Genomic DNA, 15,835 nt, shown 5'->3' on the forward strand with positions numbered 1-15,835 from the left:
GGCGGCCCAACCAACCAGATGCTCTCTCTCTTTGGCTAGGCCGATTGCTGCCGTGGAGCTGCGCTGATCTCGGCTGAAACACCGAGGGGAACATCGCTGAGCCAAGCGCGCTTCTGATCGACATTGTCAGTTGCTCGGCTGCACTCGGCGACGATTTTCTCCGCATTGCTTATTCGCGCGAATGATAAAGAACTGAAGTTTTCGGTTCGCGCGCGGATAGCGCCGCCCAAGCCCAAGACGATTGGCGCTTGCTGAGGAAGGTGCCTCTGTGCAAGACAATTGGTCTCAGATGCGCATTAACGGGGACCATTCTGTGACAGCCTCTCTTGATGGCCAAATTCGCGACGGCCGCCATCATATGCAGGTCCGCGTTTATTTCGAGGAACCGACGCCGGCCAGATTGTTTATCACGCAAATTTTTGCGCTTCATGGAACGCGGCAGAACGAACTACTTGTGCCTACTCGGAACCAGTCAGCAAGCGCTGCTCGAGGAAACGCAGAACGGCGCGCCCGGCTTTGCCTTCGTTGTCCGTTCGATGACAATCGATTTTCTAAGACGAGCGGCCTTGGACGACCTGCTCGACGTCATCACAGTCCCGCAAGAGGTGAGGGGCGCGTCGATCGCCTTGCTGCAGGAATGCAGGCGGGGAGACGATCTCCTAGTCACGGCGTGTGTACGCGTGGCGTTTATCTCAGGCGGAAAGGCGCAGCGCATACAGGGCCCAGATAAATCCGCCCCTCGTTCATGCTACGGTCTTCCAGCGACCCAATGAAATCAAGGCGCTAGACTTTTGTTGCGATATCGTCAAACCGGAGTTGCCTGGCCGGACATATTGTTAACGTAGGAAAACGGTTGCTCACCGTGCGAAACGCCCCAATCTTCATTGTTTATGTTTCCTTTGTTGAAGCGACCGAGGCCAATATTGCCCTTCAGGAGTATTCCCCACGGCCTGTCAAGACGGCCAAATGCTTCTCCGGAAAGCCCGTCGAGACCATGATAGGTGAGCCTCGATATAAGAATGTTGCGATCTAGGGCCGAGCCGACGGTGTTCCATTGGAATCGTCCCCCGCTGAGCCAGAGCCGCGATCCGCCTTCGGACGACCAACCAGCGGCGTAAGCAATCGGCGGCGCGCCGGCGGGTGCTTTCGCGTACAGCGGTGCATCCGACGATTGCGTCCACGGGTCGGCGCCAAAATGGTAATTCAATCCGACTTTTCCGATGTGATAGTTGCTGGACAGGGACGTTGTGTTCGCGGGAAGAATTGCGAACGGAGGATTTTGCACCGTCGGCGGAGTGGCGACACTTGGCCCACCGAAATAAGGTAATCATACTCGGCTTTGACCGACCATACAGGGCTAAGCGCTTGCTCGACGCCAAGCCCGATGGTGCCGCCGAGGCGACCATAGTCGAAATGGGTTTTCTCCTGTGGCTCGCCGCCTTCAAAATTGTTGACGACGTCGCCGCGATTGTTTTACCAGGCAACGCCTCCCTGGAGATAGGCCAGCGTGTGGCCCAGCGCGCCAAAAGCGTAACCGACGCGACCCGTCCCGGTGGTAAAGACGTTGGGGCCTGCCTTGCAGTTTGAGCTCAAGATAAAGCCGGAGGCCGCAAGGCAGGTATTTGTACCGTCGGAGACGGCCCCGTTGGCATCGAGTTCGATGCCAGACACCCAGCGATTTTTCTGCCAGTTGTAACCGATCTGGCCGCTTGCCAAGAACGCTGGGGTATCGACGGCGCCCCCATAAATCGACGGACCGTAGGGATTGCTGAAGAGGTTAGGCCGCAGCCGCCGCCGAGGTGCCCCGCAATATAGCCTCCGGACCAGCTCCACACGGCAATCGGCAGCCTCACTTCTGGCACAAGGTCGGCTGCATTCGCTGCACCCCTTGCAACGAGCGCAATTGTACCGGCTACCAAAAGAGCTCTAAATCGCATCCGATGCTTCCTCGCATTTGCTCGGTTTACAACCGAGTGCCTTAAGTTATCGCCGCAGCAAAGCGTCGTGGCGGACCAGACGCTAACGGCGGCGCGCGCCGAGTCCGTCCCGAAGATCATCGCGCTGCGGTTGGTGATGATGTCGTGAACAGAGCAAACCGCGCGCCAAAGTGAACTCGACAGGCTCGCAGGCACTTCGTTGCGGTGTAGCTTCAACTTACTGACATTTGCCTCAATCCCGACAGTCGTGTGTCAATCCCGACATTCGGCGCAGCCAGCGCCCAATAGTGGCCTGCTGGCGCGGAATTTGCGGGGCGGCCTCTGCGCAACGTGCCATGCTTCCGTGTGGCGACGCGTGCAGACCCCGACGGGGTGATCAACAGGCCATTCTGTGCGCGTGTTTGATCACCGCACGGTGTCGCCGTTGGCGGGAAGCGTTCATTAGACCGACGTCGCCAACACGACAGCAACGTTCGGCGATCCCGGATGTACATGAAGCGGGGATGGTAACAGGAGAACACATGGCTGAGACGGTTCATCCCGCCTCTCGATCGCTATCTAAGAACCGTGCGACCGTCAGAGCGTCAGCGTTGGCGCTGCACGTCGATTGCAGCCGCACCTACATCGGCAAGCTCGAAGCGGAGGGCGTGATCCAACGGAAAGGCGATTCCCGCTCGGCCAGAGCCGGGTTGCCTACCAGCGTTTCCTGCGGCGCGAGCACGGGCAGTCACTCGTCTGAAGTCCCGGCGGTGGGGGAGTTGGCACAGCCAGGAGATGGTCACCCTCGTAGCATCAAGGTCTTGAATTACGGGCATCACTCGTGTCGAACAAGCGCGCCAACGACAAACGTCGATCGAGATACGATTTTCTACAATGCCGTGGCGGCCCGCTGACACTGGAGTTCCGCAGCGCGACGCTGAAATCTTGATCAGCTCCGGCGTCAGTGATGGTTTGCCGAGATCGGGCCGAAGTCCATCAATCAAATAGCACGATGAGAGCTCGATATCTGTCTGGCCGGTTGAACATAACGTAGTTCGGTCATCGGTTCGCCGACAGTCGAGGCGGCGACTGCGAAGCCGGCCGATACTGAGGCAGGTTTCGCGGCCGAGGGCACGTCAGCGCGCAGGAAAGGTTCAAGGCAACCAGCCCATCACAGGGCCCCTCGGCCATACCGACATAGAAGGCGCTATACGGAATCGTTCCGACGAGGGTGAGCGCGCCGAGACTTGAGAGGAGCGCCATGGGACCGCGACTCTCTACGATCCACAAGAATACCGGATAGGTCATCAGCAGCGCGGCGATTTGCGGCCATATCATGATGGGCCGGCGTCCAGCCCGATCTGCGAGCCAACCGCCCAGGAGTGCCCCAGCAATGCCTACCGCATTGCTGACGACAGTGGTCGCAAAGGCGAGAGGCGCAGCAACTTGCAGGGTGTTCAGCGCATAAGTCGTCATATATTCCGTGATACAGGTAAAAATCGTGCAGCTGGCTAAAATGACCAATCCGAAGCTCATCATGCGGCGGCTGGCACGCAATTTCCTTGCGGGCTCGACGGCGAGAGCCGGCGCTTCAGGTCGATGCAGCGTTTCGGGCAGGGCCCTGCGCAACCAAAGTCAGAACGGCAGCGTACAGGCACCGAGCAGAAACGTGATCCGCCATCCGTACGCATCCAGCGACTCGCTTGTCATGGTGAGCGAGAGTACTTCTCCGACCAGCGCGCCGGCCGTTGCAGCTATTTGTTGGCTGGCAGGCTGAAACGAGACGGCAAGGCCCCGGCGTCCGCCCGGGGCCGCTTCCATCAGATAGGCGGTCGTCGGACCGACTTAGCCTCCCAGGGCGAAGCCCTGCACCAAACGCGCGAAAATAACCAATATCGGAGCGGAGATCCCTATCGTGTCATACGAGGGCATCACAGCCAACACAACTATCGCGACGCTCATCATGACAAAACTGGCGGTCATTGCGGGCCGACGTCCGACTCGATCCGAGTACGAGCCGATCACAATGGCCCCGATGGGGCCGGTCACGAAACCCGCTCCGAAGGTCGCGAGCGACAGCATAAGGCTGGCGAACTGATCCTTCGCGGGGAAGAACGTGTGACCGATCTGGATGGCGAAAAAGCTATACGTCCCGAAATCGTAAACTTCGAGCATATTGCCGATCGTCGCGCCCAACACGGCATGGCTAGTCAAGCCTTCATCTGCCTGAATAAGGGTCGGATTCGAGCTTTGCCGAGTGAATTGTTTAGCCACGCGCTTGGATCCGTCTCGAATGCGATCCTAAAATATTTCGACAGACTACGCGCAGCACCTTGCGCTCTGCATGAGCCAAGAGCGGGAGTCGCGCGACTCGCAATCTCGAAAAGCTCAATCACTACGGTGCAGCCGTGAGCCTGTACGTGGCCCATTACAATCCTTGCCGCGTCCACGAAAGCCTGCGGACAACGCCAGCGATCGCGCTCGGCGTCGCGGGATCGGGCCTGGGCGATGGTAATCTGTGTGGGCACACTGCGACCAGATGGTTGCGCTTGAACGGATGGCCTTGTAGCGCAGAGAATGCCGGACGCACGTACCGCTCCAGCTCGTGAACCATCGTTCGAATGTGCATTAGTGTTGAAATGGCTTGAACCGCACGTCGCGTCAGGTTGTAGAGCATGAAAATGCGGCAGCTTAGCAATGGCATGTTGGCGCAAATGACTAACAGGCAGTTCATGAGAGGTCCTGATAGCGACTGGACCCAATCATCTCGAAGATGAGGGTCGTCTCAGCAAGGCCCTGCCGCATTTTCCTGATGTGAGATGTGATGATGTGAAATGGCGGGATAAGTGGTAACGATCTCAGATTACGACGCAGGCACTTTCCAGATTTTTGGTGAGCTGGGCTACAAGGTCCAGATGGGCAACTGATCCGGGATCGAGCCTTCCGTCAATCTCGCCGATGTTCGTGTCGCGACAATTGGTTTTAGCGAGAGGGGAGTGAAAGGAGCGGCTCTGAACATTCACAGGATGGAAACGACGCTCTCCACTCTCGCGTTTACGCAAGCCAATGTGGATGGCAACGAGGCAATCGCGCATTTGCGCATCACTTTGTTAGGTTACGAGAAAGCGTTGTCGCTCCGCGAAGGGGAAATAGAACGATGCCCGACGCTGCACCCCAGATCCCCGTCACGGTTCTGACCGACTATCTCAGCTCCGGGAAGACGACGCTGCTAAACCTCATACTCTCCGAGCCGCATGGCAAGCGGTTCGCGGTGATCGTCAACGAATTCGGAGAGGGCGGTATTGACAACGATCTTATCGTCGACACGGACGAAGAGATTTTCGAAATGAACAACGGTTGCATCTGCTGCACCGCCCGGGGCGATCTTATTCGTATCATCGCAGGGCTGATGCGGCGCAGCCGAGCCTTCGACGGCATCGTGGTCGAGACGACGGGGCTCGCCGATCCCGCCGTGGCGCAGACGTTCTTTGTCGATGATGACGTTCGCCGCAAGACGAAGCTCGGCGCCATCGTCACTGTCACGGATGCCAAGCATCTCCTGGAGCAGATCGATCGGGCCCCGGAAGTGCAGGAGCAACTTGCGTTCGCCGACATCGTGCTCGTCAACAAGGTCGATCTTGTCGATGCGGGAAGCCTCGCGATAGCCGAACGGCGGATCCGAGCCATTAATCCATATGCAAGGGTTCATAGAACCGAGCCGCTGCGACATCGATCTAGCCCCGGTCTTGGGACTAGACCTGTCCCTTGTCGCGGATCGACCGCTGAAACCCGACAGATTCGTGTCTTGGATTCAGGATGTCACCCAACGCTACGGGACGGACATCCTGCGCATGAAGAGCATTGCATCAATAGAAATGACGATCGGCAATTCGTCGTTCAGAGCGTGCATATGCTCGTTGAAGGCGGAAGTCAGCGTCTCTGGAAAGAGCGGGAGCGACGCCAGACACGGCTTGTTTTCATCGGGCGTGACCTGCCAGGGGACCTGCTCGGGCAGGGCTGGGCACAGAATGCTGAAACGCTACACGCATTTGCAAATGCGCTGTTAACTGGAACTTACGGTCGTTGCTCCGCATCTGGCAGATCCCTTAGCGGACGCCGCCTCCCGGTGATGCCGGTTCACGTGTGACCGTGATCCGCAACGTATCGACGTGAAAATGATGTCGCTTGATTCAATGTTTAGCCAATCTCCGACAAGACATAACGCTCTGGAGGAACCAATGACAGCAACTCAACTGATGAGAATGGTGCGAATTCCCTATTCGCTCCGTCACGTCCCATGTGACAGCCTCTATGGCCTCGTGGATGTTCCGCGGTCGCCCGAGCCGGGCGATGTCGTCGTGGCGTCTGTCGAAAACGTTGCCAAGAACTCTACACTGGAATTGAATAACGGACGGCGCGCCTCGCTGCATGAGGGCGACGTTATCGCAGCAGTGTTTGGCAACCGCTACGCCACATTGCAGTTCGAAGGCTTGGTGGGCAGGAACGAAGATGCTTGCGATTTACTTTCGATGGGCGGGCTTTGCGGGATCGTCCAGAGCAAGCACAGCAAGGTGGCCGAGCCAACGAGACTGAGGCTTCTTGGTGCCGTTGCGGACAAGCACGGTCGCCCGCTGAAAATGCGCGACCATCATCTGAAAGCGGCGACTGCGCAGCGCTGGCCTCACATTGCCGTCGTCTGCGGCTCGTCCATGAACGCGGGCAAGACCTACACCGCCATGAGCATTATCAAGGGCCTGAGCAAAGCGGGGCGAAACGTGGCCGGAATAAAATTGACCGGCACCGCAACTGGTAAAGACACCTGGAGCATGCTCGATGCCGGAGCCTCCGTCGCGCTGGACTTCGTCGACGGCGGTTATCCGTCAACCTACATGTGTGGACACGACGAACTCCTTCAGCTTCATCACCTGCTGGTCGGCTACGCTGCCGCTCAATCTGCCGAGTACGTGGTCGTTGAAATCGCCGATGGGCTGCTGCAGCGGGAAACGGCCATGCTGCTGCAGAGCCCAAGCTTCACCAGCACCGTCGACAGCTGGATATTCGCCGGCGGCGATCCCATGGCTGCCGAATCCGGCGTCCGCATGATGCGGGGATGGGGCGTCGAGCCCATCGCCGTTTCTGGCGCTCTGACCATGAGTTCCTTGAACATCCGCGAAGTTGATGCGGCCACTGGTGTGAGTTGCCTGCGCGCCAAGGAGATAAAGGACGGGGCGCTCAATGCACTGCTCGACAGGAAGTCAACGCGCAACGCAGCATCGCCGCTACGGATGCCAGCATGAACCGGGGACTCGTCTATGAATGGACGCCCAATGCCAACCTGCCGCTAGGCGGCAGCATCGCCAAAAGCATGGTGGACTTGGGCGCATTAAAGCTGAATGGGTTGGGACGGCCGCAGTTACGAAACGACCTGATCGAGGTTCGCAACGGAGGGCGCCGCTATCGCTGCGATTCGCAGGCCGGTACTTACGAGGATGTGGCGATCGGCAACGCCGAGCCAGACTGCAATGGCGACTTTGTCTTCGAAGCGGGCAAAGGCGGTGGACGGCTCGACAAATACCCGTTTGCCCCCGAAGATTTTCAATGGCGCTACGTGCAGGCGGCACATTTCGGCGAAGTGAATACGTTCTACCACTTGCACAAATTCTCACAATATGTCGGCGAGCTATTGTGCGAATTGGGCGCAACGCCGCTTCCAGCTGTCATTACCGTCGTAAATGCTCATCACGGGGTGACGGAAACCAACGGCCTCAAGGACGGCCTCCGCAAGGCGGATGATCTCTGTTGCGCATTTCAAGGCGGACATTACCGTTTGCCCTGCAAGCGGAACAGCGTCGCCGAGCATCATCCCATCGCAGTGGAGGGTGAAATCCACCTGGGACCTGGGAGAACCCTACTCGATGGTGGTGCCCTCGTTGAACACATCGGTAGCGCCTACCGCGCCAATGCCTCGCACAACGCGGGCATTATTTATCACGAGTATGGTCATCACATCACGCGTCACACTGCCGACTTCAGGACAAACCGCCTACGTCCCCCGGCGCGCCAGGACAACAGGAAAGCGGCCATCGATGAGGGAACTTGCGATTATTGGGCAGCCACGATGCTCGACACCCCTCATATTTGGGCCTTCCATAAGCGGCATGATACCCAGTGCTGGCACCCACGCAGCCTGGTTTCGCAAAAGACCATGGATGACTTCAACGCCTCGGCAAAGGCAGATCCTCATGTGAACGGAACGATTTGGGGGAGCGCACTGTGGGACATGCGGGCGGAGATCGCGCGCAACGGTGGCAGCGCGAGGAGCGCAGATCTCCTGGTTCTGAAGATGCTGACGTTGCTCGGATCCTGCCACGATGATGTTCCGGATGTTAAACGCACGCGCAGGCTGCGCAGCGACTATCGAACAGGGCTCTCGCAGCTCCTCAAGGCCGATGCGTTGCTCCATGATGGGAAATATTCGGCACTGATCCGTGACGTCTTCGCAAAGCGCAAGATCCACCTTCAGGTACCGGACGCGCTGAACGTGTCCCCGCGGTGTGAACTTGCGCAATCGCGCGGAGGACTGAGCCGAATCGCCGCGGAGGAGATACCGGAAACAGGTGACATCCTGCCGTCAGCCGCGCTCGATAGCCAGCTCGCGCGCCGGGGCGATGGAGACTTCTCGCTCATCGCAGCGGGCGACATCATGCTCGGTGACCGGACGACGCCGCTGATCAATCGGTGGGGAGAGGATTACCCCTTCGCAGGCGTGCTTCCCTTGCTCAGGCGGTCCAGTATTGTTCTGGGGAATCTGGAGGGACCGTTCGCGGCCGAGGCGCAACGCCAGGACCGCAATTTTTCATACAAGGTCGATCCGAGGCTCGCATCTTCCCTCAAACGCGCGAACATCAATGTCGTCACGCTTGCCAACAATCATTTGCTGGATTGCGGACGACAGGGGGTGCTGGAGACATTCGATGCACTTGCCGAAGCGGGGGTCCATGCCATAGGTGCGGGCACGGATGAAAAATCGGCGCACGCACCAGCCATTCTCGATGCCGAGGGGGTGCGGATCGGCATTCTCGGCTACTACTGGAACAGGCGCACGGCGGCGACACATCGTCAACCGGGCAGCGCAATTGACTCTCCGGCTTGGTTGAAATCGGATATTGAGGCACTGCGGCAGATCGTTGATCGGGTGGTCGTCACCTGCCACTGGGGTGTCCCCTACGAGCGGGTTCCAACCTCGGATGCCTGTATGAAGGCCAGGCTGGCCATTGATCTGGGAGCCGATCTCGTCATCGGCCATCACCCTCATGTCATTCAGCCGTTCGAGGTCTACAAGAGCCGGGCCATATTCTACAGTGTTGGCAACTTCACATTCGGGTCAGGAAACAGCAAGGCGGAAGGTCTCTTGGTTGCGGTGCGGTTTGTGTCGCTCAAGACGATGATCGAGCTCTATCCGATCTACATCAAGAATCGCGATCCTCGGGTGAATTATCAGCCCAAGCTCATGACGGGCGCAGCCAGTGAGAGATGTCTTGCCCGTCTCGCCGACGTGTCCGGCACGAGCGGGTCCCTGTTGAGCGTCGAGAATGGCGTCGGCCGGCTCGAGCTCGCGCGGCCGAAGCACGATGAGGCAGCGCGGTGAAACTTGGCCTTCCCGACTCGCGGCATTTCCTGGCGGTAGGCTCGGCTAACGTCCCGCTGCTCGCTCTTGCAGTCTTCGCGATGCTGCTGGACGCTTTGTTAACGGTCATGAGACCGTGGCCATTGAAGGTCGTCATCGATCGCGTCATTCCCCCGTCACCAAGGACGATCCACGTACCCTTCATCGGGGAATGGTTGAGCGATCCAGCGATCGAACGGCTGCCGATCCTTTATGGTGCCTGCGCAACGACAATCCTGATTGCCATTGGCACCGGGCTTCTCACCTACTGGTATACACGGACCATGGGTGAGATTTCCCAACGTTATGTGTTCTCGTTGCGCCAGATACTATTCGCCCATATGCAGCGGCTGTCACTGTTGTTTCACGACCGCCAGCGCACCGGTGACCTGACCGCGCGGCTGACGTCCGACGTTCAATCCATCCAGGATGTCGTTGCAAACAATAGCGTCATACTGCTGGGCAACATGTTTCTGTTGCTTGGTATGATCGTCATGATGTTATGGCTGAATTGGAAGTTCGCATTGATTGCGCTTTCAGTCGCACCGATTCTGTTCCTTAGCATCTATAATAACACACGCCACATCAAGAACGCTTCGCGGCAGGCAAGGAGCAGCGCAGGACACCTCGCCTCACTTGCCCAGGAAACATTGTCGTCGATTCGCATCGTGCAGGGATTGGCGCAGGAAGACCAACTGGACAGACGCTTTGCAGCCCAGAGCACCAAAAGCTTGCAGGCCTACCTCTATGGCGTGAAATACCAAGCCGCAGTAGCGCCGATCGTGGATATTCTCGCGGCGATCGGTTTGTGCCTCGTTATGTGGTTTGGCGCTACGTGGGTCATGGCCGGCGAGCTTACGACGGGTGACGTCGTAATATTCTTTGCATATGTCACAAATCTCTACAGTCCCATGCGAGCTCTCTCCAAATCGTCGAACTCGACGGCGCGAGCGCTTGTCGGAATTGAGCGCATTGCCGAGGTGCTCAAGACGCGCAGCGACGTCGCTGACCTTCCCGGCGCCAAACCCCTGCGGGTTGGGGCGGGAGAAATCGAGTTTCGGGACGTTTCCTTTGCATATCCCGGAAGGCCGCGGACATTGGAATCGATCAACCTGGTTATCAATCCGGGGGAAACCGTGGCTATCGTGGGAGCGACAGGGACCGGAAAGAGCACCCTCGTCAGTCTGGTCCCGCGGCTTTACGATCCCGTGCAGGGTGCGGTGTTGATCGACGGGCAGGATGTTCGTACTCATTCTGTTAAATCAGTGCGCAGCCAGATCAGCATGGTGCTGCAAGATTCACTGCTTTTCAGCGGTACTATTCGCGAAAATATTGCATTCGGGCGACCAGAGTCGACGGACGAAGAGATTATCGCGGCAGCCCGCGTGGCGAAAGCTCACGATTTCATTCACACGCTGCCCGACGGCTATGATACGGAGATCTCCGAAGGGGGCACCACGCTCTCGGGCGGCCAGCGGCAGCGTATTTCCATTGCACGAGCCTGCCTGCGGAACAGCCCAATCCTCGTACTTGACGAGCCGACGAGCGGATTGGACGTGGTCTCAGAGCGGGCTGTGATCCAGGCACTCGCGGCGGCAGCAAAAGCCAGGACCACTCTGATTATTGCGCACCGATTGGCAACGGTGCGTTTCGCCGATCGCATCATCGTGTTGGATCGCGGGCGCATCGTCGAAATGGGTACGCACCAGCAGTTATTGGCGAATCTGGGAGGGTATGCCCGCCTTTATGATCTGCAATCTCTTCAGTGCAAAACCTGAAAAGCAATTTTCGGCATCCGAGATCACTGCGTGATTCCGCGGAACATTCGCCCTCATTGATGCGGAGTCACAGGCTCCGCGCAACCTAGCTGCGCACTTCGTCGGCCAGCGGATGCAAAACGTCGGTCCCGGCCGGACCGACCAGGCTGCGGCCGATGCCCTTGTCCGCCCAGGCGAAGCCATCCATGGCGTGACGCGATTGCGAGCACCGGAATCCGATCGACATCGACATTCCGTTGCACCCGGCGCTTACTGTGAGCGTTGCAGCGGCGGAGGTGAGCGGCAACATGACGTTCCTGATCGCCGAATCGGCAAGCCGTTCACGGCGAACGGGTTGGAAACAAGTTCAAAGCCTGGTGCCGCCAGGCTGATCTTCCGCACTGCGTCCGCAAGGCCACGTCAACCGCGCTCGCCGAGTCCGGTGCTCCGCCGCACGAGATCATGGCTGTTACCGGACACCAGACGTTGGAGGAAGTTGAACGGTACACAAAGGCAGCCAGTCGCAGAAAGACAGCCGACGCAGCAATGGCAAAATTGGTCTAAGACGCGACAACTTTATCGGGCGCTGATCAATTCCAGGACCGAGTCCATCGGGGGCACGACGGAATATCCAGAGTTCATCACAGCAATGCTCCTCAAGCCAGGAATGCGAGAATTATATCAAACGGAACAAATTGGCTGATCAGCCGATCACCCGGAGGTTGTTTTGGGCAAAGTAACGCTCAACCTCGACAACCGGACCGCCACTATCCCGGGGAATGATTCGCAGTCGGCAATGATGGTTCGGAGCTTCGAGTTCTTTCCTGCGACAAGTCCCTTCCTCAACAGGGGACGCTTGTAGTCTATTTGAGGAATGTTCGCGAGCCCGATCGATACGGGTATCCAAGCACAAGTACGTCATTGCTGATGACGACGTCGTTAGTCGTCAGCGAAGAATGCAGATCGGCCTGAGAGATAGGCAGAAGTTGTCTCGATAAAGTATTCGATTTTGCAGGAAAGCCAGGTGTCGGGCCGCGCTTTCTTGCGTTTTGGGATTTTGCTTTCGAGCGATTCGTGATTCCCTGACGGCGGATCGTCGGCATGGGGGAAAGAGATGAGCAAACCGCGGGATGATCGCCAGAAGGACCTGTTGCTTCCTGCGCTCGATCAAATCATCGACATGGGACACCCGCTGGTGCGGCTGGCAACGCTGATCGACTGGAAGTTTCTGGGTGACCGCTTTGGTTCGGTGTGCCAAACCGGTCCGGGGCAGCCTGGCCTGCCGACGCGGCTTGTCGCCGGCCTGTTCATTCTGAAGCACATGCACAATCTCTCGGATGAGGTGCTGTGCGCCCGTTGGATCGAAAACCCCTATTACCGATACTTCTGCGGCGAGTTGAGCTTCTGCCACCGGCTGCCGTTCGATCGATCGTCGATGACGCGCTGGCGCCAGCGGCTCGGTGAGGAGCAGCTCGTCGCGCTGATCCAGGGAAGTCTGTCAGTGGCGCACAAGACTGGCGCCATCGGTCCCAAGGACGTGGAGCGAGTGGCGGTCGATTCCACGGTGCAGCCAAAGGCCGTTGCGCATCCGACCGACGCACAGCTGATGCATCGGGCCATCACCAAGCTCGTCGAGCTCGCCAAGCGCAACCGTGTGCCGCTGCGCCAGAGCCATCTGCGCCTGGCGAAGCGCGCCGCCATCATGGTCGGCCGCTATACCCGCGCTCACCAGTTCAAGCGCGCCCGGCGCCAACTCAAGTTCCTGCGGACGCGGCTTGGCCGGATCATCCGCGACATCCGCCGCAAGATTGATGGCGATGTGGTGTTGCAAGCTCGCTTCGGCTCGCTGCTCGATCTGGCGCAGAGGGTGCGCACCCAGGATCAGCATCAGCGCGGCCCCAAGGTCTATGCGTTACATGCGCCGGAGGTCGAGTGCATCGGCAACGGGAAAGCCCCTGCGCCTTACGAGTTCGGCTGCAAGGTCAGTATCGCCACCCCCGTGACGTCTCCGAAGGGCGGACAATTCGTGCTCCATGCCAAGGCCCTGCACGGCAATCCCTTCGACGGGCACACGCTCGGCCCGGTGGTCGCCGACATGGAGAAGCTCACCGGCGTGGAGACTCGCCGCGGCCACAACCACCCGCATCGGTTCAGGGTCTGGATCTCGGGGCAGGTCCGCCGCGTCACCGCTTCCATCCGGCGCGAGATGAAGCGTCGTGCGGCTGTCGAGCCCGTCATCGGCCACGTCAAGGCCGAGCACCGCATGGACCGCAACTATCTCAAAGGCCGCGTTGGCGACTGCATCAATGCCGTCCTCGCCGCGGCCGGCCACAACTTCGGCCTGCTCCTGCGATGGCTCGCAGAACTCTTGCGTGCCGTTATCCGGGCGCTCGCTGAAACTGTCTCGGCTCAAAACATCGCTTGAGCCGCGTTCTTCACGGAGGACTCGCTGGCTTGAGGAGTTTTCGTCCATAGCATCCCATCGCACCATACATGCTCCACGCGGCCCCACTTGCAAGCCGCTGCAAGATGAGGGAAAAACCCACGCCCATGGTTATTGGCGCTCGTATTGCAAAGCAGCGGAATGCCCGTCAGCGCTTCATATTCTACCAGAAGCTCGGCAACTTTGTGTTGAGAAGTCCTGCTGATCGTCTGCAGTCGCGCAGATCCGTCGAGATGGACAACCGCGGGGATTTTGTCCCGCCATTCGGTCCGAGTCTGATGATCGAAAAGCATGTAAGGATCCGACGTTCCTGGATCGAAAATTTCCGGCGCGCGATCTTCCAGGCAGATCGGCGCCACTGGCCGGAAGTGCTCGCGATGCTTGATGTCATTGAGATAGTCCTTCATTCCCGGCGATGTTGCGGCTGCAAGAATGCTTCTGCTACCCAATGCCCGCGGCCCAAGCTCGGCGCGGCCGGCAAGAAAAACCACCGGCTTGTCGCTGGCGAGAATAGTCGCCAGTTCATGCATATTGCAGGGCGAAGCATCCCATTCAGGCGGCACATCACTACCTTGCAGCGCCGGACCACTGTAGACCGACCACTGCAACGGCATGAGGCCTTTGTCCGCTACCATTGCACAACAGGCTGCACCGATCGCGGAGCCACTGTCATTTGGAAATGGCGGTACCCAAACAGCATCGAACAGCCCTGCCGAACGTAGTGTACTGTTCCATTTGATATTGAGGCCGCAGCCGCCTGCTATGCACAAATTGCGAGCGGAAAAGTCCGACTGCCGTTGCAAAGCATTCGCGATTTTGTGCACGAGCAGGCGCTCGAGGAAACAATGAAAGGATGCGAGCACATCCTCGGCGGCCTTGGCCTTCAACCGCGGCGCACTTGCGTCGAAGAAGTCGTGAATGGTCGTAAGCTCAAACTCCATGCTCCCGAGATCAGTACGGTAACTCTCGCGCTTGGTGTCAGCTTCAAAGTGCTCTTTGTAGAGCTCCTGAAAGACCGTGATGATGTTTTCGTCGACGGTGCCGAGGGCGATATAGGCCATCAGCTTGCCGGCGACACCTAGATCGAGCTTGCCGGCGCCGCCTGGATCCACCTTGCCGGGTTTACCCAGGTCCCAATTGGTACGATTAGCCCGCTTGTATGGCCCAAAATGAAGGCCCGCAGCGGCATAGATGTGCCCAAACAGCGGGAATAAGCTGTCGATGAACCGAGCGCCTCCGCGTCCTACATGATAGAGTCGTGGGTAGGTGCCCCCATCCCACACGAGGCAGAAAGCAGGCTGTCCGGCTTTGGCAAACGGGCTGGTGCAGTATGCGGCCGCCACGTGGCTGGCCACGTGAGGATAGCTCTTATAGGGGAAATCCCTGCCGTCGAGCCTAAGGCCAAAGCCATCGCGAGATGTGAGGAGGGCCTCGGGATGAGGTTCAACATAGGACGCCCCCTTGAGCGTGACAGGAGCTACTCCGCTGCGGAGTCGGTATTGAGCTTCCACTTGCCCCAGCCAGCCGTCGACGACAAACTGATCAACGTCCCGCGCATCCAGACCGTGCTCTGCCAAAGCCATGACGACTGCATCGAGATTGTCTATCGTCTGATAGCGCGGATTGTTGCTCCGCTTCTCCTGCTCGATACAAAAGACGAGCCGACCGTCCTCGATCAGGGCGATCGCTCCGTCATGCGTCAGCTTGATACCGCAGATGCGCATAATGCCTCCACTTTGATGCCGGCAATTCGATGAGTTAAAGGATCAGGTCTGGATTTCGAGAGCATGCGATTGAGCAATCGTCGTTGTCCCGACTGATTCTCGGGCCGCTCGGGCTAGACTGCGATCACCATCGGTCACGATCGCATGTCCACGGCTAATTCCGTCGTCAGAGATCCGATTGCTGATGGCGCGCGAGCGCAGTGCACGACTTCGCCGATCGAAATCGGAGGACCCGGACTAATGCCGCGTTCACGACCCGGCAATGCGCCGCCGCCGAGGTCGCCGTTCTGCGCCCTAATGCGACCTTGAGCTTCGTGATCGCAGGGTCA

General features: G+C 58.6%; 8 protein-coding genes and 4 pseudogenes. 8 read left to right on the plus strand and 4 right to left on the minus strand.

Annotated features, from left to right (window positions below):
- The first annotated feature begins 313 nt into the window (after nucleotides 1–313).
- A pseudogene (locus tag CK489_RS13490) lies at nucleotides 314–773 on the plus strand (YbgC/FadM family acyl-CoA thioesterase).
- Nucleotides 774–805: 32 nt separating this feature from the next.
- Here the strand turns inward: CK489_RS13490 and CK489_RS42235 are convergent.
- Complete coding sequence (locus tag CK489_RS42235; protein ID WP_245350358.1) at nucleotides 806–1,207, minus strand: hypothetical protein; 402 nt, start codon at nucleotides 1,205–1,207, stop codon at nucleotides 806–808.
- Between the two features lie 158 nt (nucleotides 1,208–1,365).
- Here CK489_RS42235 and CK489_RS42240 point away from each other — a divergent pair, with 158 nt between their 5' ends.
- The gene (locus CK489_RS42240) at nucleotides 1,366–1,587 is read left to right on the plus strand and encodes a hypothetical protein (RefSeq protein WP_245350359.1); all 222 of its coding nucleotides are present in this window, start codon (nucleotides 1,366–1,368) and stop codon (nucleotides 1,585–1,587) included.
- A gap of 1,511 nt (nucleotides 1,588–3,098) precedes the next feature.
- Here CK489_RS42240 and CK489_RS13500 read toward each other — a convergent pair.
- A pseudogene (locus CK489_RS13500) lies at nucleotides 3,099–4,190 on the minus strand (MFS transporter); the annotation flags it as partial.
- 883 nt (nucleotides 4,191–5,073) lie between these two features.
- Between CK489_RS13500 and CK489_RS13505 the strand changes: the two are divergent.
- The 4 genes and pseudogenes from CK489_RS13505 to CK489_RS13520 all read left to right on the plus strand — a co-directional run.
- Nucleotides 5,074–5,937 (plus strand): annotated as a pseudogene (locus tag CK489_RS13505) (CobW family GTP-binding protein); the annotation flags it as partial.
- A gap of 217 nt (nucleotides 5,938–6,154) precedes the next feature.
- A complete protein-coding gene (locus CK489_RS13510; protein ID WP_063695681.1) occupies nucleotides 6,155–7,213 on the plus strand; it encodes a P-loop NTPase family protein in 1,059 nt (352 codons plus the stop codon).
- Nucleotides 7,210–9,564: a CapA family protein gene (locus CK489_RS13515; RefSeq protein ID WP_095732621.1), complete on the plus strand. Its 2,355-nt coding sequence runs from the start codon at nucleotides 7,210–7,212 to the stop codon at nucleotides 9,562–9,564. Before CK489_RS13510 ends, CK489_RS13515 begins: the two co-directional genes overlap by 4 nt.
- Complete coding sequence (locus CK489_RS13520) at nucleotides 9,561–11,360, plus strand: ABC transporter ATP-binding protein (RefSeq protein ID WP_050399973.1); 1,800 nt, start codon at nucleotides 9,561–9,563, stop codon at nucleotides 11,358–11,360. The genes CK489_RS13515 and CK489_RS13520 overlap by 4 nt, the downstream gene beginning before the upstream one ends.
- 85 nt (nucleotides 11,361–11,445) lie before the next feature.
- On the opposite strand, the gene CK489_RS41315 is transcribed toward CK489_RS13520, so the two are convergent.
- Nucleotides 11,446–11,592, minus strand: a complete 147-nt coding sequence (locus tag CK489_RS41315; RefSeq protein ID WP_157348619.1) for a hypothetical protein — start codon at nucleotides 11,590–11,592, stop codon at nucleotides 11,446–11,448.
- 167 nt (nucleotides 11,593–11,759) lie between these two features.
- Between CK489_RS41315 and CK489_RS42910 the strand changes: the two are divergent.
- Both CK489_RS42910 and CK489_RS13530 read left to right on the plus strand, forming a co-directional pair.
- Nucleotides 11,760–11,903: pseudogene (locus CK489_RS42910) on the plus strand (tyrosine-type recombinase/integrase); the annotation flags it as partial.
- Nucleotides 11,904–12,453: 550 nt separating this feature from the next.
- Nucleotides 12,454–13,764 carry an IS5 family transposase gene (locus CK489_RS13530; RefSeq protein WP_095732622.1) on the plus strand — a complete coding sequence of 437 codons (1,311 nt, stop codon included), beginning with the start codon at nucleotides 12,454–12,456 and terminating at the stop codon, nucleotides 13,762–13,764.
- On the opposite strand, the gene nodU is transcribed toward CK489_RS13530, so the two are convergent.
- A complete protein-coding gene (nodU, locus tag CK489_RS13535; RefSeq protein WP_095732623.1) occupies nucleotides 13,749–15,506 on the minus strand; it encodes a nodulation protein NodU in 1,758 nt (585 codons plus the stop codon). The two genes, CK489_RS13530 and nodU, sit on opposite strands and share 16 nt — an antisense overlap.
- Nucleotides 15,507–15,835: the final 329 nt, after the last annotated feature.

It is taken from the genome of Bradyrhizobium sp. UFLA03-84, assembly GCF_002289535.1.
Taxonomy (GTDB): Bacteria; Pseudomonadota; Alphaproteobacteria; order Rhizobiales; family Xanthobacteraceae; genus Bradyrhizobium; species Bradyrhizobium viridifuturi.

Coding starts and splice junctions, on each gene's coding strand:
- nodU (WP_095732623.1), bottom strand. CDS start 15,506: ATGCGCATCTGCGGTATCAAGCTGACGCATGACGGAGCGATCGCCCTG.
- CK489_RS13530 (WP_095732622.1), top strand. CDS start 12,454: ATGAGCAAACCGCGGGATGATCGCCAGAAGGACCTGTTGCTTCCTGCG.
- CK489_RS13510 (WP_063695681.1), top strand. CDS start 6,155: ATGACAGCAACTCAACTGATGAGAATGGTGCGAATTCCCTATTCGCTC.
- CK489_RS41315 (WP_157348619.1), bottom strand. CDS start 11,592: ATGTCGATGTCGATCGGATTCCGGTGCTCGCAATCGCGTCACGCCATG.
- CK489_RS13515 (WP_095732621.1), top strand. CDS start 7,210: ATGAACCGGGGACTCGTCTATGAATGGACGCCCAATGCCAACCTGCCG.